This window comes from Streptomyces sp. NPDC001700, from assembly GCF_053596435.1.
In genome coordinates, this window is the sequence record NZ_JBSFGE010000020.1 from 71,205 (window position 1) to 94,161 (window position 22,957).

A 22,957-nucleotide genomic window follows, 5' to 3' on the forward strand; every position below is an offset into this window, starting at 1 on the left:
ACTCTGAGTAAAGAGTCTGGTGCTCTCCGGAGTTGGCGCGGATAATCGTGCCGGGGGGATGCACATGACTGCTTCAGTACCGCCTTTGCCCAAAATCGAGTTGCTGGTCGACGCGTTCGAACAGCTCGTCACCCTGCCGCCGGGCCGCCGCGGCCCGGCGCCGCAGATCCTGCTCACCCAGTTGGCCGAGGGGCCCGAGGCCGGGCGGATCGCGGACGGCTTGTGCGCGCGCTTCAGCGCGGGCGGCCGCGCCCGCGTTCCGTTCGCGCAAGTGGCGGGCGAGGCCGAGGCCCCGCGCCAGGAGCACGTGGGGGTGACGTTCCAGAAGATCGAGGAAGAGCTGCTGCGCAACCGGCCGGGCGGCTTCGGCCGACTGCGGCTGCCTCAGTTCCGGCTGATGTGCGGCATCGTCGAGTCCGACCTCGCCGGATGCCCGCCCGGCGCGCTGGCCACCGAGCTGCGCAACCGGAGCTACGAGGCGCACTGCGCCAGATCGGTGTTCCTGCGCGCCCTGCAGGCCGTGAGCGGCGGGGAGGAGCCGCCGCCGAGCATCCCGGGCACCGCCTGGTACTGGCTGCGCCGCCCGCTGTTCGGCCTGCTGCCGCGCTGGTGGTACGGGCGGCGCCATGGCCGCCGGATGACCCGCAAGGGCAGCTGGTACCGCGCCTGGGCCGAACTGCCCGAGGGCGGGCCCGGGTTCTTCGCCGACGCCTGTCGGCTGACCGTGGGCGCGCCCGGCGCCGCGCGGCGCGAGCCGATCGTGGATGTGCTGCTGCGGGCCCTGCTCGCCGACCTGGAGCGGGCCTTCCGCCATCCCCGGCTCTCGCCCTGGGGGCGGCGCCGCCGCCATCGCGTCGTGCTCGTCTTCCCGCAGCCCCCGGCCATCGGTGACGACACCGGGCGGCTGCTGGAGCAGTTCCCCCGGGCGGTCGAGCAGACGGGGGCCACCGGGGTGATGCTGGTGGCCGCGGTGCGCCCGGGCCGGGAGCGCACGGAGAGCTTCGCCGAAGCGGCCATCACGCTGAAGTCCTGGATCGGGACCACCGGCGCGGGCGGCGCCAGGGTCGTCCGCGTGCTCGTCGAGCCGCAGGGGGACGACGAGGACGCGGCCCGCTGGCTCGGCCGCTATCCGGAGATCGCCGTCGGCAGGAGCCGTTCGGATGGGGCACCGCTGGTGGAGGCCGCCGTCGCGGCGGTGGCGGGCGTCACCGTGCTCGGGCTGCTCGGCGGCTACGCCCTGGCCCGGCTGACGGAGAGCAGCGACACCGCCTGCCTCGGCGGCAGCGGCGCGTCGGCGTCCCCGGCCGCGTCGGCGTCCCCGGCGGCGTCCGCGTCCGGTTCGCCATCCGCGTCCGGTGGCCCGTCGAAGGCCGGTGGTGACGGCGGCGGGCGGAGCAGCCCTCCGAACCGGAGCCCGCGGGAGGTCTACGGCGACGTGGTGGCCGCGATCACCCGGCAGAACGACCGGGCCGACAAGGCCGCCCGGTCCGGCGCCGTCGTCCGGACGGTCGGCTATCTGGGCGTGCCGGTGACCGCCGCTGACTGGGACGAGGCCAAGTACAGCGGCGCCATCCCCGAGGTGCGCGGCATCGCGCTGGCCCAGGAGGAGATCAACGAACAGGCGGCCCAGCAGAAGAGCAGCAAGGTCTGGCTGAAGGTCCGCCTGATGGACGCGGGCGAGCGCTTCTCCCAGGCACCCGCGGCGGCCGAGGCACTCAAGAAGGAGGTCAAGGCCGCCGAGCGCGCCGGGGACGGGGAACAGATCCTGGGCGTGGTCGGCCTCGGCCAGAGCCGCCCGGGCACGCTGAAGGCCCGGGACATCCTCACCGAGGCCGGGCTGCCCATGGTCGGCACCGCCGCGACCGCCGAGGAGATGCAGCGCTCGCCGATGTACCGTCAGGTCGCCCCCGACAACCACCGGGAGGCGCGCATCGCGGCCGACTTCGCGCGGCACGCCAATATCGTGCAGACCGCGCCCGGGACCTGCGCCCCCGCCAGGAAGGCGGTGGTGATCGGGGATCCGACCGACATCTACAGCGCGAATCTGAGCGACCGGTTCGCGGAGGCGTTCAAGGACGTCCACCGCATTTGGTATCCGGTCCAGCGCCCCTCCGCCGCGCCACCGCCCGGACACAGAGGCCGAGGGGACGAATGGGTATCCCACACCTCCCAGATGGCCGACAGCATATGCCGGAGGCTCAAGGAGGAACCGCGCACGGTGGTGTACTGGGCGGCCCGCGCCCATGAGTTCGAGAACCTCCTCGACGACTTCGACCGCCGTACCAGCTGCAACGGCCAGTCGACCGTGCTCGGCGGCAACGACCTCGACAACGCGGTGGTCGAGCAGCAGCGCCCCAGCGAGAAGCACCTCAGACTGCGGCTGTACTACGCGGCACAGGCCCTGGCGGAGGACAACTCGCCCAATGTGAAGGGCGACGACTTCCACCGGAGGTACGCCGCCGCCTACGGGAGCGACCTGTGGAGCAACGACGCCCGGGTGCCGCTCGCCTGGGACGCGCTCGGGGTGCTGTCCGAGGGGATCAACGCGGCGTACCAGAGCGCGGGCACGGCGCCCTTCGGGCGGGGCGGGGTGCAGTCGGAGCTGGAGCAGGGGGTGGGCGGAGCGGAGGGGCTGCGAGGGGCCACCGGTTCGCTGATCTTCGGCCAGGGCGCCAAGGTGCCCGTCAACAAGCGGCTGCTCATCCTGCATGACACCAGGGGCGCGTCGCCGGAGGTCGCGTTGGAATGCGGGATACGCGACAGCGGCGACGAGGCGAAGAGCTGGGGGCCCAGGAGCGCGTTCGACTGTCCGCGCGACCAGCGAGACAGCAAGGGGGACGACTGAGCCGAGGGGAAGGGGAGTTGATCAGCGGTCCGCCGGGGCCTCGGCGTACGCCCAGCCCGACCAGCGGGTGACCTCGATGGCGATCACCGGTCCGCGCGGTGGCCGGTCGGCGTACTGCGGGTACTTGCCGACCAGCTGTCGTACCGGGTCCGCCCGTTCGGCCGCCGCCACGGCCGGAACGATCCGGGCCCGGCCATCGGCCCGCACCCACCACAGCTGCCGCCAGTCCTCGTCGTAATGATCGACCAGGAGGGAGACCGCCGGGTTGGCGTGGATGTTGCGCAGCCGCTTCAGGTCCTGGTGGCGCTTGGGCTTGTGGTCCACGGCGGTGACCACGGTGTCCCCACCGTGTTCCGGGGTGGTGAGGGCGAAGGTGGCGGGTACCAGATGCGGTCGGCCGTCCTCGTCGGTGGTGGCCAGCCGCAGCACCCGGGCGCGGGCGAAGCGCCGCCGCGCCTCGGGGGTCTCCAGTCGCATACCGGCGAGGCTACTGCGGGGGTGCGTCCGGCGGCCGGACGAAGCGCCGCCGGACGCGCGCGGTGTCCGGGGCCCCGGGGGCCCGGGGACGCCCTAGTCCTTGGCCGGGGCGCCGCGCAGTTGGCCGGTGATCCGGGCCGCCGTCGCCGCCAGTCGGCGGTGGGCGTCGGCCAGTTGGGCATCGGTCACGCCGTGGTCCCGGGCGGTGTCGCGGATGTCGTCGCGGAAGCGGTCGAGCAGCCGGTCCAGATCGCGGGCGGGGTCGCCTGACGGGGTGAACTCCCCGGCCCACGCGGGCTCGGCCGCTGCGCCGCCGCCGTCTCCGTCGCCGCCGCGCGCCTGGGTATGGGCCTGGGCACCGGCATCGGCGGTGGCCTGCTGGGCGGTGCCGGGGTCCGGTGCCGGTGCGTCTGCGCGCGGGTCGGTGGTCTTCGCCGCCTCGCCCGTGTCCGCCCGACCCGGCGGGGTCATGCCCTGCCGGGAGAGTCGGCTCACGCTGCGCGACACCTCGGCCAGTCCGTCCCGTACCGCCTGCTGCCAGTCGCCCGCCCGGATGTGCTCCTGGGTCTGCTCCTGAACGCGCCGGGCGACCCGCTGGACCTCTTCGAGCGCGAACTCCTGGGCGTCCTTGGCCTGCTTACGGGCGCGCTGGGCGTCCTGCCGGGCGCGGCGGCTCTCCTCCTTCGCGCGGCGGGCCTGCTCCTTCCACTCGTCCTTGGCGCGCCGCAGCTCCTCCTTCGCCTGCCGCCAGCCCTCGGCGGTGGCGTTGTCCCACGGGCCCTCCCAGGGGCCGTGTTTGCCCTCGCCGGTAGTACCACCGGAGGTGCGGGCCTTCTGGGCGGCCTCCCGCATCTCCCGCCGCAGGTCGTCGGCGGAGCCGCGCACGTCCTCGCGGATCTCGGCGGCGAGTTCGGCCACCGATTCGCGGATCTCCAGCTCCAGATCTGCCAGTTCGCCACTGCGGTCGGCCAGTTCGGCGCGTCCGGCGTCGGTGATGGAGTAGACCTTGCGGCCGCCTTCGGTGGTGTGGGTGACCAGGCCCTCCGCCTCCAGCTTGGCCAGGCGCGGGTAGACGGTCCCGGCGGAGGGCGCGTACAGCCCCTGGAAGCGCTCCTCCAGCAGCCGGATGACCTCATACCCGTGGCGCGGGGCCTCGTCGAGCAGCTTGAGCAGGTACAGGCGGAGTCGGCCGTGGGCGAATACGGGGGGCATCAGAGGACCTTTCCCTGCGGGCCGCCGGTGCTGTCGGTGCTGTCGGTGCTGTGAGTACGGTCGGTGCGGCCGCTGACATCGTCCCCGTCCCCGTCGCCGTCCCCGTCGGCGGGCGGGCGCCGCAGCAGCGCTATCGCGCCGGAGACGGTGGTGGCCTTGAGGCGGCCCTGCCCCGAGCCCAGGTGCCCGGTGATCCGCTTGGCGCCCCACTGGCCGGTGACCCGCAGATCCTCGAAGGCGTTGGAGACGGGCCCGCTCGCCGTGTTCGCCTCGACCCTGGCGTCGGCGGGGTGCGGCAGCCGGATGGCGATCTCACCGGAGACGGTGGTGAGGCTGATGTCCGCGCGCTGCGAGGCGGAGGCGGGTGCGAGGTCGAGCACCATGTCGCCGCTGACGGAGTCCGCCTTGACGACCGGGCCCGAGCCCTCGATGACGGTGAGGTCGCCGGAGACGGAGTTGAAGCGCAGGTCGCCGGTGACGGCCTGGGCCTCCACCCGGCCGGAGACGGTGTCGGCGCGCACCGGACCGGTCAGTCCGACGAGGGTGGCGTCGCCCGATACGCCGCGCAGCTCCGTCCGGCCGCCCAGCCCGGAGGCGACGGCCGAGGCGTTGACGACGCCGATCGAGGCCGCCGTGTCCGTGGGCACCGCGAGGGTGACATGGACCTTGCGGTGCCACCCCTTGCGGTCGAGCCAGGAGAGCAGGCCCTTCCAGGGCAGGTCGTCGTACGCGACGCTCAGGGTGCCGTCGTCCAGGGTCACCTTCAGCGGTGGGCCCTCGATGTCGGACAGTTCCAGCCGGGCCGGGCCGCCGTCGGTCCCGACCACGTTGACCGTGCCGTCCACGATGCGTACGTGGAGCGCGGAGACGGGCTCGTCGAAGGTGAGCTTCTGTGGTTCGCCGAACGACCACTCTGACCGGGCTGACATCCCTGGCCTCCCTGGCTGGATGCGGTCACGCAACATATCGTGTCCGCATAGACACGATATATCGCGGATCGCTGGAGTCAAGCCCGTCACGGGCGCGAGCGCGGCCCCGGACCAAGACGCCTGGCCGGGGTGGCTTTATCGGTAATTGCCACTAGAGCATCACTAGAGCACTGGTAGAGCATCATGGAGTACGAATGTTCGAGGCTGTTACCTTCGTGCCTTCGATTCGAGAAGAAAGAGGGCAGTGAAGGTAATGGCGTCACAACCCTTGAAATACTCGGTATCAAGTGATTCTCAAGATCTGTGCTCCGTTGCCCAGGTGCTCCTGAGGGCCGCGCACCACTACGCCGATTCCGGGGTACGTTACGTGACCGCCGAGGCGGGGTGCGACGCAACACGCCAGTCCTATGCGGAACTTCTGCAATCCTCGTCGCGACTCCTCGCGCCGCTCCGTGGACGCGGGCTGCGGCCGGGCGACAAGGTGGCCCTGCTGCTGGACGGCCAGCGGGAGTTCCTGACGGTCTTCTGGGCCTGCCTGCTCGGCGGCTTCGTGCCGTGCCCGACGGTCCCGGTCCCCGGTGACCCGGCCCGCTGGGCCGCCCAACTGGCCCACCTCAAAGAGCTGTTGGACGGTCCGCTGCTGGTCACCAGCGAGGCGATGGGCGCCGAGCTGCCGCATGTGCCCGGGCTCGCCACCGCCACGGTGGAGGACCTGTGGGGCGCGGAGGCCGCGCCCGCGCCGGACGGCGGCGCGTCACCCGGAGTGCACATCGCCGCACCGGACGATCTCGCCCTGCTGGTGCTGACCTCCGGTTCCACCGGGAATTCCAAAGCGGTCATGCTCACCCATGGAAACATTCTCGCGTCCATGGCGGGAAAGGCCGGGAAGCAGCGGCTCACCGCCGCCGATACAACCTTCAACTGGATTTCCTACGACCATGTCGCCGCGCTCCTGGAAGCGCATATGCTCCCGCTCTACGTCGGCGCCGAACAATTGCATGCTGAAGCATCTCTCGTCCTGGAGGAGCCGCTGAATTTCCTCCGTATCGCCTCCCGCCACAAGGTCACGATGACCTTCACGCCGAATTTCCTCCTCGGTCCGCTGAATGCCTCGGCGCGGGAGCTGGCCGAGGAGATATCGGCGGGCGGTGAAGGGCTCGACCTCAGCTCGCTGCGGCATATCGTGAGCGGCGGCGAGGCCAACGTCGTCGCCACCGGCGAGGCGTTCCTCGCCCTCTACGGCCCGTACGGGCTGCGGCCCTCGGCCCTCTGGCCCGCCTTCGGGATGACCGAAACCTGCGCCGGGTCGGTCTACAACCGGGCCTTCCCCATCACCGACCTGGGCCAGGAGTTCGCCAACCTCGGCACCCCCGTCGAGGGGCTGAGCATCCGGGTCGCCGACGACGACCACCGGCCGCTGCCCCCGGGCGAGGTCGGGGAACTCCAGCTCAGCGGGTCGATGATCACCAGCGGCTACTACCACGACGAGGCGGCCACCAAGGAGGCCTTCACCCCCGACGGCTGGTTCCGCAGCGGCGACCTCGGCCGCATCGACGACGGGCGGCTGACCCTCGTCGGACGCAGCAAGGACAGCGTCATCGTCAACGGCGTCAACTACTTCAGCCATGAGATAGAGGCCGCGCTGGAGCAGCTCGACGGGGTGGCGGGCGGCTATGTCGCGGCGTTCCCCACCCGCCGCCCGGGCTGCGACACCGAACAGCTGGTGATCGCCGTCCACCCCGAACTCGCGGACGACGACGAGCCCGGACTGCACCGCCTGATCACCGCCGTGCGCTCCACCGTGGTGATCCACTGGGGCTTCCGGCCGTTCCTCATCCTGCCGCTGCCCAAGGAGGCGTTCCCCAAGACCAGCCTGGGCAAGACGCTGCGCCGCAGGATGCGGAAGCGGCTGGAGTCCGGCGGTTTCGACGGCGTCATCGAGCGGGTGGCGGAGCTGACCACCCGGCGCCTCGGCGGCCACACCCCGCCGGAGGGCGGGACGGAACGGGTCCTCGCTGAGATCTACGCCGAGATGTTCGACACCGACCCGGCGCGGATCAGCGCGACGGCCAGCTTCTTCGACCTCGGCGGCACCTCCCTGGACATCCTGCGGCTGCGGCACCAGGTCACCCGGCGGCTCGGGGTGGCGGACCTGCCGATCATCACCGTGCTCACGGCGCCCTCGGTGCGGCAGCTCGCCGCCCGGCTGGCCGGGGGCGCGTCGCCCGCCGCCGAGGCGTACGACCCGGTCGTGCCGCTGCAGACGGGCGGCGCGAAGACCCCGCTGTTCTGTGTGCACCCGGGCGTCGGTGAGGTCCTGGTCTTCGTCAACCTGGCCAAGTACTTCGTCGGCGACCGGCCGTTCTACGCGCTGCGCGCCCGGGGGTTCAACGAGGGGGAGAAGCCCTTCGAGAGCTTCGAGGAGATGGTGGACTGCTACGTCCGGGCCATCCGCGCCAGACAGCCGCACGGCCCGTACGCGGTCGCCGGGTATTCGTACGGCGGCGCCGTGGCCTTCGAGATCGCCAAGGCGCTGGAGTCGGAGGGCGAGCGCGTCGACTTCACCGGCAGCTTCAACCTGCCGCCGCACATCAAGTACCGCATGGACGAACTCGACTTCATCGAGACCGCCGTCAACCTGGCCTTCTTCCTCGATCTGATCAACAAGAGGCAGTCCCTGGACCTCCCGGGCGAGCTGCGCGCCCTGCCCCAGCGGGAACAGCTCGCGCGGCTGCTGCGGCTCGCTCCCCAGCGGAGGCTGGCCGAACTTGACCTGGACATGGGAAAGTTCAGCGCCTGGGCGGAGCTGGCCCATGAGCTCACCGGCCTGGGCCGTACGTACCAGCCCAGCGGCACCACCCGCTCCATGACGGTCTTCTACGCCATCCCGCTGCGCGGCACCAAGGAGGACTGGCTGAACAACGAACTCCGCAGGTGGGACGAGCACACCACGGAGCCGAACCGGTACCTCGACGTACCCGGCGAGCACTACACCCTCATGGGCCCCCAGCATGTCGCGGTCTTCCAGGCCATCCTCCGCAAGGAGCTGGACCGCGCGCTGGGCGACGGATGACCAGGACTGCCACCGACGGCGGCGGCACGGAAAAGGAGAAGAACACCGTGGAAGGCAAGAAGATCCTGGTCACCGGCGGCAGCGGGCAGGTCGCCGGGCCGGTGGCGGAGGCGCTGGCGGCGGACAACGAGGTGTGGTGCCTGGGCCGGTTCGGCGCCCCCGGCGTCGAGCAGACGCTGCGCGCCCGGGGCATCACCACCCACCGCTGGGACATGAACGACCTGGGGGACTCGGGCTACGAGGGGCTGCCGGACGACTTCACCCATGTCTTCCACTCGGCGGTGCGGCGTGGCGAGGATGGCGACTACAACGCCGCCATCGAGGTCAACTCCCTCGCCTGCGGACGGCTGATGACCCACTGCCGCACCGCTGAATCGTTCCTGTTCGTCTCGACCGGCGCGCTCTACAAGCGGCAGACCCTCGACCACCCCTACGCCGAGAGCGACCCCATCGACGGGGTGGCCGACTGGCTGCCCTGCTACCCCGTGGGCAAGATCGCCGCCGAGGGCGCGGTGCGGGCGTTCGCCGGGGTGCTGAACCTGCCGACCACCATCGCCCGGCTCAACATCGCGTACGGCCCGGGCGGTTACGGCGGGGTGCCGATGCTGTACTTCAGGCGGATGCTCGCGGGCGAGCCGATCCCGGTGCCGGTCGAGGGCCAGAACTGGTGCTCGCTGCTGCACACCGACGACCTGGTCTCCCAGGTGCCCGCGCTGTGGGCGGCCGCGTCGTCCCCCGCCACCCTCGTCAACTGGGGCGGCGACGAGCCGGTCGGGGTGACCGATCTGGTGCGGTACCTGGAGGAGCTGAGCGGGGTGGAGGCGCGGCTCGTACCGAGTGAGGTGACCAGGGAGACGTACCAGTTCGCCCCCACGCGCCGCCGGGAGATCACCGGACCCTGCCGGGTGCCGTGGCGCGAGGGCGTACGCGGCACGCTCCAGGCCCTCCATCCCGAGCACATCAAGCCGCAGTACGCCGTCTGAGCGGACCCTGAGGAGAGACGAAGACCCGTGGCATCACGAAACATCGACACCATCCGCGCGTGCTACGCCGGATTCCGGGACCGCGACATCGAGGGAATCCTGTCGGGCATGCACCCGGACGTCGAATGGGTCCATCCGGCCGGGATGGCGAAGTACGGCCTCGGCGGCACCAAGCTGGGCCACGCGGGGGTCAAGGAGTTCCTGGCGCACGTCCCGAACGTGCTGGGCGGGATGAGACTCGCGCCCGAGGAGTTCATCGAGCAGGGGGACCGGGTCGTGGTGTTCGGCACCCGGGAGGTGACGTCTCGCGGAGGCAGGACCGTGACCCTGGACTTCGTCCACTCGTGGACGATGCGGGACGGCAAGGCGGCGCGGATGGAGGACATCTTCGACACCGTGGCCTTCCACGACCTGATCGAGAGCTGACGCAGGCCGCTTCCGTACGGACGCAGACCGCCCGCCCTCGTTGCCGCGAGGACGGGCGGCCCGTCTGTGGGGGTGTTGTCCGGCGTCAGACGGTGGTGACGACCTCGTCGTAGTCCAGTCGCGGCAGGCGGCCCATCCAGGAGTCCGGGCCCGGCTTGCCGATGTTGACCACGCAGACCGCCTGGTGGCGGCCGTCGCTGAAGAACTCCTTGGTGACGCCCACGGGGTCGAAGCCGCTCATGGGCCCGGCCGCGAGCCCGGCGGCGCGCACGCCCAGGATGAAGTAGCCCACCTGCAGCGCCGTGTTGAACTTCGCCGACGCCTCCCGCGCGACCGGCTCCGCGAAGATGGCCTGCGGGTTCTCCAGGAACGGCACGAGCTTGGGCAGCTCCTCGTGGAAGTCCAGGTCCGCGGCGAGGATCGCCACCAGCGGCGCCTTCGCGGTCTTCTCCTGGTTCATCCCCATCATGTGCGGTACGAGGCGGCCGCGGGCCTCCTCGGAGCGCACCATGACGATGCGCAGCGGCTGCTGGTTCATCGAGGTGGGCGCGTACTTCACCAGCTCGTAGATGGCGCGGACCTGGTCCTCCGTCACCGGTTCGTCGGTGAAGGTGTTGGCCGTACGGGCCTCCAGGAACAGCTGGTTCTGCGCCTCCGGCGCGAGGGTGAGGTGCCGCAGGGCGTCGCTGTTCTCCGGTGCGCTCATGGAGCTTCTCCTCAAGGTTCGTGCGTGATGATGAATTAAATGGACTGGACGGGCTAGTCCACGACAGTGACGGAAGGCTAGACTCACGGGTCCATTGAGGGCAAGACCGGCTCACAGCGAGGAGGTTGGACCGTTGCGGACGGACAACGGTCCGCGGCGCGGCGCCGCGGGACGGCCGGCGGGTCCGCAGCCCGCCAAGCGCCAGGCGATATTGGAGGCGGCCGTCGCCGTCTTCCTGCGCGAGGGCTACACCCGGGCGGGTGTCGACGTCATCGCGGACCGGGCGCGGGTCTCCAAGCAGACCGTCTACAACCACTTCGGCGACAAGGAGCGGCTGTTCCTCGCGGCCGTAGACGGCGAGCGGGAGCGGGTCGCCGCGGGCTTCGCCCCCGAGTCGCCGCGTATCCCCGCCGCGGAGGACGACGGTGTGGACGTCCGCGCGGCACTCACCGCGTTCGGCCACCGCGTCCTCGGCGTCCTCCTCGACGAACGGGCCTCCGCGCTCCGCCGCCTGATCATCGCCGAGGTCGCCCGCCATCCCGCGCTGCGCCCGGCCTGCGCCGAGGGCGAGCCCCAGCAGCTGGTGAAGTACCTCGCCGAACTGCTCGGCCGCCGCTCCGACCGGGGCGAGCTGGACGTCCCCGACCCCGCCTCCGCCGCCCAGCAGTTCGTGGCCCTGATCGTCCAGCAGGGTCTGTACCAGTCGATGTACGGCACCCGCCCGATCGCCGCCGTCGATGCCACGGCCATCTGCGAGAAGGCCGCCGACCTGATTGTCCGCGCGTACCGCACATGACGTGCGAGGAGGTGGCACCCATGCGTGCGAACGTTCTCGGACCGCTGACCCTGCGCCACGGCGCTCTGTCCGGAGTCCCCAGCGCGATGAAACCGCGCAAAGTCCTGTCCCTGCTGCTGCTCAGCGACGGCCGCATGGTGCCGGTGCAGTCCCTGATGGCCGAGCTGTGGGGAGACCAGCCGCCGCGCACCGGGCTCACCACCCTCCAGACGTACATCCTGCACCTGCGCAAACTGCTCGCCCAGGTGCTCGGCACGTCCTCCGCGGCGGTCACCAGTGACGTCCTGCAGACCCGGCCCGGCGGCTACGCGTTAGTCCTGCGCTCCGGTCAGCTCGACGTCCACGACTATCGCACCCTCGTCACCCAGGCCGAATGCGCCCTGGAGGTCGGCGACGAACGGGCCGCCGACGCCGCCTTCCGGCAGGCCCTCGCCCTCTGGCAGGGCCCCGCCCTCGTGGACGTCACCCCGCACGGCCGCCCGCTGCAGGCCGAGGTCGCCCGGCTGGAGCAGTCCCGGCTCACCGCCATCGAGCGCGGCATCGAGACCCGGCTGCGGCTCGGCGGCCATCTGGAAGTGCTGAGCGATCTCGCCTCGCTCGTGGTCGAACACCGCTTCCACGAGGGCCTGCACGGCCAGTACATGCTGGCCCTCCACCGCTCCGGCCAGCGCACCCGCGCCCTCGCCGTCTACCAGCGGCTGCGCATGACCATGGCCGAGGACCTGGGCCTGGAGCCCTCCGCCAAGCTCCAGCGCCTCCAGCAGGCCGTCCTGATCTCCGACCCCCGCCTCGACCATGAGGCGGGCACCCCGGGGCGCGGCCCGGTGGTGGCGTAGCGCTTACGCCTGCTCCCAGGGCAACCGAGTATGGGACAGCTCCGCGAGCCGTTCCAGCTCGGCGCGCCCGGCGCCGACTACGACCACGTCGCCGCCGTGAACCTGCGCGCCGTCTTCGCCGCCACCCAGGAGGCCCTGCGCCATATCGGCGACGGCGGCCGCGGCATCACCGTCAACACCGTCCAGCCCGGCCCCGTCGACACCGATATGAACCCGGCCGACGGCCCCTGGGCGGCCGACGGCCTCCCGCACCTCGCGGTCGGCCGCTACGGCACGGCCGACGAGGTGGCCGGACTCGTCACCTATCTGGCGGGCCCCGACGCCGCGTACGTCACCGGCGCCACCCTCGACGTCGACGGAGGCTACACGGCCTGAGCCCGCCCCTAGCGGCCCTGGTCAGATGTCGTCGTCCTCGTCGTCGAGCCGGGCCAGCCAGGTGGCCAGCCGCTCCACCGGAACCTCGAAGTCCGGGTTCAGGTCGACGAACGTCCGCAGCTGCGCGGCGAGCCACTCGAAGGTGAACTCCTCCTCGCCGCGTCGCTGGTCCAGCTCCTCGATACCGCGGTCGGTGAAGTACAAGGGGTTCTCCGGGGTGGGTGAGATGGATCTACCACCCCAGGATATGCGGCCCTGCTACGGACGCTCAGTCGCAGTCGGCCAGTGCGTCGATCAAGCCTCGCGCCTGGGGCGCCCCGCGCCGGAGGAGCAGCGCGGCGGTGGTGTGCAACTCGTTCCAAGCGTGAGGTCGGCCAACCGCCGAGGCGTCGGCAGTGCAGCCGAGCGCGGTGTGCGCGGCCGCGTCGGCATGACCGGACCCGGCGAGCGCGTGCGCAAGGCACGCGCTGTACCAGGCCCGGTCGCGCCGGTACGAGGCGGGAAGGGCGCCGATACCGGTGCGCAGCAGGTCGGCGGCGCGGGCGATGAGGTGCTGCGCCTCGTCGAGGAGACGGTGGGCCGCGTCGGCCTCACCGGTCAGCGCGTATCCGCGAGCCTCCATCTGGGCCGCCATGCCCTGGACGCCCCGTGACGTCCCGGGCGAGGCCCACCGGGCGGCCTGTGCCAGCCGGGCGCATCGGCGGCCGTCGCCCACGGACCACGCCACGTGTGCCCTCATGCTGAGCGTCGTGGCCGCCATGTCGGCGTCAGTCGCTTCCATGGCCCATTCGTGGGAACGGTCGTACCAGGCGACAGCGGCCGATGAGTTCCCTTGGCCCTGTGCCGTCCACGCGAGGAACTGCGCGTGCTCGGAGGCGAGTCGTACGACGCGGGCGGCCACTTCATCGCGCTGTCGGTGCGGGTGTCCCCACGGACGGTCTTCGTCAATCGGTCGAGCAGATCGGGATCCGGGGCCAGGGACGGCAGCTCAAGCGATGCGATGGGAGCCGATTCGTCAGCTGCCGCTCGTGGCTGGTCACTTTCCCAGGGGCGGGGGCTGAGACCCACCAGGTGGCCTGGGACGCGTAATGCGTCGGTGATCCGCGTGATCTTTTCGTACGTCGTGATCGAGCCCTCACCCCGGGCCAACTTGCCCACCCGTTCCGGCTTGATGTCGCAGGCATCCGCGACTTTCGAGAAGCTGATCCCGCCCCATTGCCGGGCCAGTTTGAAGACGGTCCCGAAATCATGGCGCTCCAGCTCTCCGTACGTCGGATCGATCGAGGACGTGGGGAGGGAGCGCGGCGGGCGAGACGTAGCTGGACATGTGATTCCCAAGATTCGGTGACGAGAAGGGGATATCAGCAGTCTCAAGCCGGATTGTACCCATCATGGGTATACCCCTGATGGGGAATCGGGAGCTTCCCCGCAGCGGCACGCTGATGACACGGGGCAGTTGAAGGGGACCAACTCCATGGGCAACCACGGGAAGCCGCCGGCGCCGAAATGAGGCCCGATGACATGCGGGTCCAGGCCGCCGAGATCCTCGACGGCCTGGGCGGGTTCGCCGAGCCGTGGATGCGGGAGGCCTTCTCAAGGTGCCGCGCCATGCGTTCGTTCCCGACACGGTGTGGGTCTGGCGGGACGACGCCTACCGCCCGCTGCGTGCCGCCGACGACCCCGGTGCCTGGGCCGCACTGGTCCACGATCCGCTGGCGTCCGTCGTCACCCAGGCCGACGACGGGGCGGCCGAGGCTGAGGGCACGCTGCCGACCAGTTCCATCAGCGTCCCGACGCCGTGTTCACCATGCTCGCCGCAGCAGATGTGCGCCCTGGCATGCGGGTCTCGCCGAGGCCGGGTATCACCCTCGTGTGGTGGCAGCGGACGGGGAGGACGGCTGGGCTCCCGAGGCCCCGTACGACCGGGTGCTGTGCACGGCCTCGCTCCAGCGGGTTCCCTTCGCCTGGGTGGAGCAGACCCGCCCCGGAGGGCTCGTCGTCACCCCGTGGAAGACGACGCTCCAGCCGCATGGGATGGTGCGCCTCCGCGTCGCGGCCGACGGCACCTCGGCGAGCGGCCACTTCGATCAGCCGATGTCGTTCATGGATCTGCGCGGCCAGCGGCGACCGGATTCGCCGCTCGGTGAGGTGTATTCCGCCGCGTCCTGGGAGGAGAGCCACGACGGCCGTACCGATCTCGATCCGTCCTTCCTGGACACCGACTTCCACGCCCGCTTCGCCCTCGGACTCCGGCTTCCCGGAGTGCACTGGGCCAGTGACGGGTGGCTCGCCACCACCGACTCGTGGGCGTACGTCCGGGACGGACACGTTCAGCAGTGGGGCCCGCGCGATCTGTTCAGCGAGCTGGAGCGGGCGTACGGGTGGTGGCGGGAGGCCGGTTCACCGGAGCTGTACGACTTCGGCCTCACCGTCACCGCCGACGGTCAGACCGCGTGGCTCGGCAGCCCCGGCGCCGTCATTCCGTCGAGCGGCTGAGCAGCCAGGACACCAGCGCGCGGATGGCGCCGGTGAGGGCGGCGGCGGTCAGGGTGAGGAGGGCGGTGGGGCGGCGGTTCGGCATCTTCGTCCTGCTTTCGTGAGACCGGCGAGGGCCGCCGGGAGTACCTTCACGGTGTGCGTGGTCTGGGGTGTTGCGGCAGGCCGCACGTGTTGCAGAGGGCCGCAACGGGGGAGGGGCAGCCCATGACGGACGAGACGGACGAGGTAGTCGGCGGGGAGCTGGTGCCGGAGCGGCGGATCGGGGATCTGAAGCCGATCCCCGACGCGGTGAAGCCGGAGTGCCGGGCGCTGGCCCTGAGCCTGCGGGAGCTGTTCGGGGCGGTGGGGGTGTCGCTGCGGGTCTTCGCCGTACGGGTGCATTACGACGCGGGCACCGTCTCGCGTTACCTCAACGGGACCGTCGTACCGCCCGCCGAGTTCGTGGACCGGCTGCTCACGCACGCGGCCAAGGCCACCGGGCGGGCCTCCTCGGCCGAGGTGATGGCCCATGTGCACACCCTGCAACGGCGGGCGTTGCAGGCCACCAACAGGGTGGGGTGGGAGCTGCAACGGCTGCGCGACCAGCTCGCCGACGCCGACCGGCAGCGGCAGCAGGCCGAGGTGCGGGCGGAGGCGTTGTCGGAGGCGTTGCTGGTACGGAAACAGCGCATCGCCGAGATGGAGGTCGAGCAGCGGCAGATAGCCGTGTCGGCCTCGCTGGAGCGCGATGAGCGGGAGGCGGAGGTCGAGCGGCTGCGCGGGGAGCACGAGGGGTTACGTACGGAACGCGACCGGCTGCGCGAGGAAGTAGCCCGGCTGCGGGGCGAGTTGCAGCAGGCCCGGCGGCAGGCGCTGGAGGCCGAGCGGCGGTGCGAGGCGCTGGAGCACCAGCTGCAGACGGAGGAGGAGGCGGCCGGGGAGCAGGCCGAGGCGGAGGCCGAGGATTCCGTGGAGCGCGTGTATGCCTGGGCGCGGCAGCTGGAGGTGGAGTTGGCGCAGGCGCGGGCCCGGGAGGGCGGGGTCGTTCCGCCCGAGGGGCCCGAAGCGGAAGCCACCGGAGTCGTCCGGGCGGGCTCGGACCGGCTCCGTCAGCCCATCACGGTCACGTACGCCGGTGTCCACCGCCCCTGGGCCGCCTGGGCCGCCCACCGGCTGGAGGCGGCGGGCGCTCACGAGGTGACCATCCGGTGCTGGCACCCCTCGGACCAGGATCTGTTCCTCGCCGACCGTGGCCACGTGCTGCTGCTCAGCGAGCACTTCGAGGACGCGTGGCACGCGGCGCTCGGCGCGAGGCTATCCGATCTGCCGTTCGTCGCGTTCACCATCGCCGACCGCACCCCGCCGCGCCTCGCCACCCGGCTCGGCGCCGTCGACCTGCGCGGGCTGGACGAGGAGGAGGCGAGGCGGCGCCTGCTGCGCGGGCTCGGCCTGCCCGTCGAGATACTCGCCTTTGTCCCGGCTCCCGTCCGGCAGGGCCCCCGCTTCCCCGTCGCTCCGCCCGCCGTCTGGGACGGCGTACCGCGCCGCAACCCGCGCTTCACCGGGCGCGATGCGCTGCTCGCCGAGGTGCACGACCGCCTGGAGGCCGCCCCGGCCGACACGGCGGTGGTCGCGCTGGTCGGGCTGCCGGGCATCGGCAAGACGCAGCTCGCCGCCGAGTACGCGCACCGGTTCGCGGGCCGGTACGACGTGGTGTGGTGGGCCTCGGGGGCTGACCGGCCCACGCTGGAGGGGCGCCTTGCCGCCCTCGCCCCGGAGGACGACTCCGTACGGGCCGCGCTGGACGCCCTGCGGCGCGGTGATCCGTATGAACGCTGGCTGCTCGTCCTGGACGGCGCCGACGACCCGGAGGCCATCGCCGATCTGCTGCCCGCCGGGCGCGGCCATGTGCTGGTCACCGCGCGCAACCGGGCCTGGGCCGACCACTACGCCGAGCTGCTGGCCGTCCCGCCGCTGAGCCGGGAGGAGAGCATCGCGTTCGTACGCGGCCGGGCGCCCCGCATCAGGCCCGAGGACGCGGACCGGCTGGCGGCGGCCGTGGAGGACCTGCCGCTGCCGCTGGACCAGACGGCGGGCTGGCTGCAGGGCTCGACCACGCGGGTGGCGGAGTACGTACGGATGGTGAGCGACGGCGAGCCGAACCCGGTGCGGGCCGCGGCGGATTACCCGATGCCGTACCACTCCGCCTTCAAGGAGCTGATCACCCGGCTGCGGCAGACCACCAAGGCCGCGGCCGAACTGCTCAGCGTGTGCGCCCTCTTCGCCCCCGGCCCGGTCCCGTTCGCCCTGCTGCGCGCCGTCCCGGCGGACCAGGTGTCCCCGGCGGTGGCGGCCCTGCTGGACAACCCGACCCAGCTGGATCTGGCCGTGGGCAAGCTGGTGCAGCGGTCGGTGGTGCGGGTGGCGGACGACGCCGTGTGGATGAGCCGCTTCGTACGGGACGCGGTGCGGCGGCGTACGCCGGGGGAGCGGCGGGAGAAGGACGCGCGGCTGGTGCGTACGGCGCTCGCCGCGGTGGACCCCGGCCGTCCCGACGACCCCACCACCTGGCCGCGGTACGCCAGACTCCTCCCGCATCTGGACTACTCGGGCGCGCTGGAGTCCTCGGACGCCCTGTCACGCCGGATCCTTCCCGGATTCCTGCGGTACCTGACCCTCAGCGGCGACTACGAGACGGGCATGCACATCGCCGAAGAGGCGGCGGGCTTCTATCCGGACCTCTCCGTGTGCGAGGCCGCGCTGCTGCGTGCGACCGGGGACTACGTCGCCGCGGAGGGATTGGACCGCAGTGTGCTGGAGGGCCTGGCCGAGTCCGACGGCATGGGCGCACTCGCCGCGATGGCCAGGGTGGGCGCGGACCTGCGCGGTCTCGGCCGGTACGACGAGGCGTACCAACTGGCCTGCCAGGAGGGCGAACTGTGCGCCGAGCTGTGCCCCGATGAGGGCAACGAGAAGCGGAACGCACACCGCAGCATGTCCGCCTCGCTGCGGATGCTCGGCTCCTACGCCGCGGCCGCGAAGCTGTCCGACAGGGCGTTGGGCAGCGCGCGTGCGGAACTGGGCCCGAGGACGCTGGTGACGTTGGCCTGCGAGACGGAACGGGCGTACGACCTGCGACTGTCCGGCCGCTACGAGGAGGCGTTGGCGCTGCAGGGGCCCAGCACCGAGCGGCACCGCGCGGTCCTGGGCGGCGACCATCCATGGACGCTGGCCGCCGAGTACCACCTGTGGCGATGCGGCGGTGACGTCGACGACATCCACGGCCAGTGGCAACGGGCTGGCCACCTGCTGGGCAAGGACGCTCCGCTGACGCTGATGATCGCGACCGGAGCCGCCAGCGCTCTCCGGCGTGCGGGTGACGACCGGGCCTTGGGCATCGCCGCGAGGACCACAGGCGAGTACCTGTTCACTCGGGGGGAAAGCCACCCGTACACCATCGGGGCCCAGGCGAACGAGGCGCTCATGCTGCCCGTGAAGGATCGGGCACTGTGCCTGGAGACAGTGCTCAAGGGCATGACCGCCGCTGTCGGCCCCCGGCACCCCTGGACGCTGGGCATCGCGCTCAACGCGTCGGCGGTCCAGGAGCGCGGGGACGACGCCTGCGCGATGAGCCGGGAGACCGCGCACCGGGCCGCCGAGGTGCTGGGGGAGCGACATCCGCTGACCCTGCTGGCCCAGGTCGCGCTGGCCCAGGACCTGCGGGCGATCCGGGGCGGACGGGACGAGGCGGATGTGATCGAGGAGGTGGCCCTCGGGGGTCTGGCCGCCGTCCTGGGGCCGGACCACCCCGAGACCGTGGCGGCCCGCGATCGTCAGCGCCCCTTCTGGGACTTCGAGCCGCTGCCCATCTGAGGGCCCGTACGCCGGAAGGCCCGGCTCCCGCGATGCGCGGGGGCCGGGCCTTCCGGTGCGTACGTAACGGGCCTCAGATCTCGAAGGCCTCGCTCACCAGCGCCTGCTGCTCCGTCTGGTGCCGCTTGTTCGACCCCACCGCGGGCGAGGACGAGTGCGAGCGCGACACGCGGACCAGCCGCTCGGCGGCGGGGACGTCCGCGCCGACCGCCAGCTCCAGGTGGTCGATCAGGTTGAGGGCCATAAACGGCCAGCCGCCCTGGTTGGCCGGTTCCTCCTGCGCCCAGACGAACTTCTCGACGCCCGAGTACTTGGCGATCTCGGCCTGGACCTCGGCGCCCGGCAGCGGGTACAGCCGCTCCAGGCGGATGATCGCCGTGTCCTTCGCACCGCGCTTCTCGCGCTCCGCCTCCAGGTCGTAGTAGACCTTGCCGGAGCAGAAGATCACCTTGCGGACGCCCGCCGGGTCCACCGTCTCGTCGCCGATGACGGGGCGGAAGGCGCCGGTGGTGAACTCCTCGGTCTTCGAGGCCGCCGCCTTCAGACGCAGCATCGACTTCGGGGTGAAGACGACCAGCGGCCTGTGGTGCGGGTTGTGGACCTGCCAGCGCAGCAGGTGGAAGTAGTTCGACGGCAGCGTCGGCATGGCGACCGTCATGTTGTTCTGCGCGCACAGCTGGAGGAAGCGCTCGATACGGGCGGACGAGTGGTCCGGCCCCTGGCCCTCGTAGCCGTGCGGCAGCAGCAGCGTGACGCCGGAGGTCTGGCTCCACTTCTGCTCGGCGGACGAGATGAACTCGTCGACGATGGTCTGCGCGCCGTTGACGAAGTCACCGAACTGCGCCTCCCACAGGACCAGCGACTCCGGGCGGGCCAGCGAGTAGCCGTACTCGAAGCCCATCGCCGCGTACTCGCTGAGCAGCGAGTCGTAGACGTTGTAGCGGGCCTGGTCGTCGGAGAGGTAGAGCAGCGGGGTGTAGTCGTCGCCGGTCTCGCGGTCGACGAGCACCGCGTGGCGCTGGCCGAAGGTGCCCCGGCGGGAGTCCTGTCCGGCGAGCCGGACCGGGGTGCCCTCCATGAGCAGCGAGCCGATGGCGAGGGTCTCGCCCATGCCCCAGTCGATCGTGTCGTCCTCGATCATCGCCGCGCGCCGCTGGAGCTGCGGGAACAGCCGCGGGTGGACGGTGATCCGGTCGGGGGTGTTGACCTGGGACTCGGCGATCCGCTTGACAACCTCCTGGGAGACCGCCGTCTGCACCGCGACCGGGAACTCCGGCTGCGGCTCGGGGATCTCGGGCTGGGCCGGGGCCGAGACCGCGTCGCGGACCTCGGTGAAGACCTTCTCCAGCTGGCCCTGGAAGTCCTGCAGCGCCTGCTCGGCCTCTTCGAGGGTGATGTCGCCGCGCCCGATCAGCGACTCGGTGTAGAGCTTGCGCACCGAGCGCTTCTTGTCGATCAGGTCGTACATCAGCGGCTGGGTGAAACCGGGGTTGTCGGTCTCGTTGTGGCCGCGGCGGCGGTAGCAGATGAGGTCGATGACCACGTCCTTGTTGAACGCCTGGCGGAACTCGAAGGCCAGCCGGGCGACCCGGACGACGGCCTCGGGGTCGTCGCCGTTGACGTGGAAGATCGGCGCCTCGATCATGCGCGCCACGTCGGTGGCGTACATCGAGGAGCGGGACGCGGCCGGGGCGGCGGTGAAGCCGACCTGGTTGTTGATGACGATGTGCACGGTGCCGCCGGTGCGGTAGCCGCGCAGCTGCGACATGTTCAGCGTCTCGGCGACCACGCCCTGACCGGCGAAGGCGGCGTCGCCGTGGAGGGCGACGGGCAGGACGGTGAAGTCCGTACCGGCCTTGCCGATGATGTCCTGCTTGGCGCGGGCGACGCCCTCCAGGACCGGGTCCACCGCCTCCAGGTGGGAGGGGTTGGCGGTCAGCGAGACCTGGATCTGCTCGCCGTCGAGGCCGGTGAAGGTGCCCTCGGCGCCCAGGTGGTACTTGACGTCACCGGAGCCGTGCATCGACTTCGGGTCGAGGTTGCCCTCGAACTCGCGGAAGATCTGCGCGTACGACTTGCCGACGATGTTGGCGAGGACGTTGAGGCGGCCTCGGTGGGCCATGCCGATGACGACCTCGTCCAGGCGCGACTCGGCGGCCGCGTCCAGCACGGCGTCCAGCAGCGGGATGACGGACTCGCCGCCCTCCAGGGAGAACCGCTTCTGGCCGACGTACTTCGTCTGCAGGAAGGTCTCGAACGCCTCGGCCGCGTTGAGGCGGCGCAGGATGCGCAGCTGCTCCTCGCGCTCCGGCTTGTCGTGGCTGCGCTCGACGCGGTCCTGGATCCACTTGCGCTGCTTCGGGTCCTGGATGTGCATGAACTCGATGCCGGTGGTGCGGCAGTACGAGTCGCGCAGCACGCCCAGGATGTCGCGCAGCTTCATCATGGACTTGCCCGCGAAGCCGCCGACCGCGAACTCGCGCTCCAGGTCCCACAGGGTGAGCCCGTGCTCGATGATGTCGAGGTCGGGGTGCTTGCGCTGGCGGTACTCCAGCGGGTCGGTGTCGGCCATGACGTGGCCGCGGACCCGGTAGGCGTGGATCAGGTCGAAGACCCGGGCCGCCTTGGTGACGTCGTCGTCGTGGCTGACGTCGATGTCCTTGAGCCAGCGGACCGGCTCGTAGGGGATGCGCAGCGCCTTGAAGATCTCGTCGTAGAAGTCGTTCTCGCCGAGCAGCAGCTGGTTCATGATCCGCAGGAACTCGCCGGAGGCGGCGCCCTGGATCACCCGGTGGTCATAGGTGCTGGTCAGCGTCATGACCTTGGAGACGCCCAGCTTGTTCAGGGTGTCCTGGGACGTGCCCTGGAACTCGGCCGGGTACTCCATCGCGCCGACGCCCACGATCAGGCCCTGGCCGGGCATCAGGCGCGGCACGGAGTGCACGGTGCCGATGCCGCCGGGGTTGGTGAGGGAGGCGGTGACTCCGGTGAAGTCCTCCATCGTCAGCTTGTTCGCGCGGGCGCGGCGGACGATGTCCTCGTAGGCCTGCCAGAACTCGAAGAAGTTCAGCGTCTCGGCCTTCTTGATCGCCGCGACGACGAGCTGGCGGTCGCCGTTGGGCTTGACCAGGTCGATGGCGAGGCCGAGGTTGATGTGCTCCGGCTTGACCAGGGTCGGCTTGCCGTCCTTCTCGGTGAACGAGTGGTTCATCGAGGGCATCGCCTTCAGCGCCTGCACCATGGCGTAGCCGATGAGGTGCGTGAAGGACACCTTGCCGCCACGGGCGCGCTTGAGGTGGTTGTTGATGACGATGCGCTGGTCGAACAGCAGCTTCACCGGGACCGCGCGGACCGAGGTGGCCGTCGGCAGCTCCAGCGACGCGTTCATGTTCTTCGCGACCGCGGCGGACGGGCCGCGCAGCGTGACCAGCTCGGGACCGGCGGCGGGCTCGGCCTTCGCGGGCTTCGCGGAGGCCGTGGGCTCGGCCGGGGTCGGCTTGGCCGGTGCGGGCTTGGCCGGGGCCGGAGCCTTGGCGGCCGGGGCCGCGGCGGGCTTCGCGGGCGCCGGGGCGGCCGCGGCCGGCTTGGCGTCCGCGGGCTTGGCGTCCGCGGGCTTGGCCGGGGCCGGGGCCTTCGCGGCGGGGGCCGGGGCAGGAGCCGCGGCGGCGGGAGCCGGGGCAGCGCCTCCGGTCACTCCCTGTGGTGGCGCGGCCACCGCTGAACCGGTGTCCTGGCCCGGCTTGTAGTCGGCGAAGAAGTCCCACCAGGCTCGGTCGACCGAGTTCGGGTCCTGGAGGTACTGCTGGTAGATCTCGTCGACGAGCCACTCATTGGGGCCGAAGGCAGCGGCAGGGCTAGCTCCCTGCCCGTCCTGCTCGTCGGTCGAGACGCTCGAGGTGTTGGGGGACTGTGGCGACACGGCGGTAACCGCCCTCTTCCGCTTCACAA

The 22,957-nt window shown here is 71.4% G+C and carries 16 protein-coding genes; 9 read left to right on the forward strand and 7 right to left on the reverse strand.

Annotated features, from left to right (window positions below; all coding sequences use genetic code 11):
- The first annotated feature begins 85 nt into the window (after nt 1-85).
- Nucleotides 86-2,845 (forward strand): hypothetical protein, encoded by a 2,760-nt coding sequence (locus ACWC5C_RS30790; RefSeq protein WP_450880695.1) that lies wholly within the window; start codon nt 86-88, stop codon nt 2,843-2,845.
- A gap of 21 nt (nt 2,846-2,866) precedes the next feature.
- Here ACWC5C_RS30790 and ACWC5C_RS30795 read toward each other — a convergent pair whose 3' ends face one another.
- The 3 genes from ACWC5C_RS30795 to ACWC5C_RS30805 all read right to left on the reverse strand — a co-directional run bounded on the left by ACWC5C_RS30795 (nt 2,867) and on the right by ACWC5C_RS30805 (nt 5,463).
- Nucleotides 2,867-3,322: a TIGR03668 family PPOX class F420-dependent oxidoreductase gene (locus ACWC5C_RS30795; protein ID WP_450880696.1), complete on the reverse strand. Its 456-nt coding sequence runs from the start codon at nt 3,320-3,322 to the stop codon at nt 2,867-2,869.
- A gap of 93 nt (nt 3,323-3,415) precedes the next feature.
- Nucleotides 3,416-4,534, reverse strand: coding sequence for a helix-turn-helix transcriptional regulator (locus tag ACWC5C_RS30800; protein WP_450880698.1), 1,119 nt, complete (start codon nt 4,532-4,534; stop codon nt 3,416-3,418).
- The gene (locus ACWC5C_RS30805) at nt 4,534-5,463 is read right to left on the reverse strand and encodes a DUF4097 family beta strand repeat-containing protein (protein ID WP_450880700.1); all 930 of its coding nucleotides are present in this window, start codon (nt 5,461-5,463) and stop codon (nt 4,534-4,536) included. The genes ACWC5C_RS30800 and ACWC5C_RS30805 overlap by 1 nt, the downstream gene beginning before the upstream one ends.
- Before the next feature lie 253 nt (nt 5,464-5,716).
- Here ACWC5C_RS30805 and ACWC5C_RS30810 point away from each other — a divergent pair, with 253 nt between their 5' ends.
- The 3 genes from ACWC5C_RS30810 to ACWC5C_RS30820 are packed head-to-tail and all read left to right on the forward strand — an operon-like array spanning nt 5,717 to nt 9,945.
- On the forward strand, nt 5,717-8,536 hold the full coding sequence (locus tag ACWC5C_RS30810) for an AMP-binding protein (protein WP_450880854.1): 2,820 nt from the start codon (nt 5,717-5,719) through the stop codon (nt 8,534-8,536).
- On the forward strand, nt 8,533-9,519 hold the full coding sequence (locus ACWC5C_RS30815; protein ID WP_450880702.1) for an NAD-dependent epimerase/dehydratase family protein: 987 nt from the start codon (nt 8,533-8,535) through the stop codon (nt 9,517-9,519). Before ACWC5C_RS30810 ends, ACWC5C_RS30815 begins: the two co-directional genes overlap by 4 nt.
- Nucleotides 9,520-9,546: 27 nt before the next feature.
- Complete coding sequence (locus ACWC5C_RS30820; RefSeq protein WP_450880703.1) at nt 9,547-9,945, forward strand: nuclear transport factor 2 family protein; 399 nt, start codon at nt 9,547-9,549, stop codon at nt 9,943-9,945.
- Between the two features lie 85 nt (nt 9,946-10,030).
- Here ACWC5C_RS30820 and ACWC5C_RS30825 read toward each other — a convergent pair whose 3' ends face one another.
- The gene (locus ACWC5C_RS30825) at nt 10,031-10,651 is read right to left on the reverse strand and encodes a malonic semialdehyde reductase (RefSeq protein WP_450880704.1); all 621 of its coding nucleotides are present in this window, start codon (nt 10,649-10,651) and stop codon (nt 10,031-10,033) included.
- 133 nt (nt 10,652-10,784) lie between these two features.
- On the opposite strand from ACWC5C_RS30825, the gene ACWC5C_RS30830 reads away from it, so the two are divergent.
- From ACWC5C_RS30830 to ACWC5C_RS30840, 3 genes are read left to right on the forward strand one after another with little or no spacing between them, the layout of a single operon-like run.
- The gene (locus ACWC5C_RS30830) at nt 10,785-11,447 is read left to right on the forward strand and encodes a TetR/AcrR family transcriptional regulator (RefSeq protein ID WP_450880705.1); all 663 of its coding nucleotides are present in this window, start codon (nt 10,785-10,787) and stop codon (nt 11,445-11,447) included.
- Nucleotides 11,448-11,467: 20 nt separating this feature from the next.
- Nucleotides 11,468-12,283, forward strand: coding sequence for an AfsR/SARP family transcriptional regulator (locus tag ACWC5C_RS30835; RefSeq protein ID WP_450880706.1), 816 nt, complete (start codon nt 11,468-11,470; stop codon nt 12,281-12,283).
- Nucleotides 12,284-12,313: 30 nt separating this feature from the next.
- On the forward strand, nt 12,314-12,658 hold the full coding sequence (locus ACWC5C_RS30840) for an SDR family oxidoreductase (RefSeq protein ID WP_450880708.1): 345 nt from the start codon (nt 12,314-12,316) through the stop codon (nt 12,656-12,658).
- A 21-nt stretch (nt 12,659-12,679) separates the two neighbouring features.
- Here ACWC5C_RS30840 and ACWC5C_RS30845 read toward each other — a convergent pair whose 3' ends face one another.
- Together ACWC5C_RS30845 and ACWC5C_RS30850 are read right to left on the reverse strand one after the other, a co-directional pair.
- Complete coding sequence (locus ACWC5C_RS30845) at nt 12,680-12,862, reverse strand: DUF6104 family protein (protein ID WP_385440385.1); 183 nt, start codon at nt 12,860-12,862, stop codon at nt 12,680-12,682.
- A gap of 64 nt (nt 12,863-12,926) precedes the next feature.
- A complete protein-coding gene (locus tag ACWC5C_RS30850; RefSeq protein WP_450880710.1) occupies nt 12,927-13,439 on the reverse strand; it encodes a hypothetical protein in 513 nt (170 codons plus the stop codon).
- Between the two features lie 1,094 nt (nt 13,440-14,533).
- Here ACWC5C_RS30850 and ACWC5C_RS30855 point away from each other — a divergent pair.
- Both ACWC5C_RS30855 and fxsT read left to right on the forward strand, forming a co-directional pair.
- Nucleotides 14,534-15,154, forward strand: a complete 621-nt coding sequence (locus ACWC5C_RS30855; RefSeq protein WP_450880712.1) for a hypothetical protein — start codon at nt 14,534-14,536, stop codon at nt 15,152-15,154.
- Nucleotides 15,155-15,361: 207 nt separating this feature from the next.
- The gene (fxsT, locus tag ACWC5C_RS30860; RefSeq protein ID WP_450880713.1) at nt 15,362-19,009 is read left to right on the forward strand and encodes an FxSxx-COOH system tetratricopeptide repeat protein; all 3,648 of its coding nucleotides are present in this window, start codon (nt 15,362-15,364) and stop codon (nt 19,007-19,009) included.
- Between the two features lie 73 nt (nt 19,010-19,082).
- On the opposite strand, the gene ACWC5C_RS30865 is transcribed toward fxsT, so the two are convergent.
- Complete coding sequence (locus tag ACWC5C_RS30865; protein ID WP_450880715.1) at nt 19,083-22,928, reverse strand: multifunctional oxoglutarate decarboxylase/oxoglutarate dehydrogenase thiamine pyrophosphate-binding subunit/dihydrolipoyllysine-residue succinyltransferase subunit; 3,846 nt, start codon at nt 22,926-22,928, stop codon at nt 19,083-19,085.
- Nucleotides 22,929-22,957: the final 29 nt, after the last annotated feature.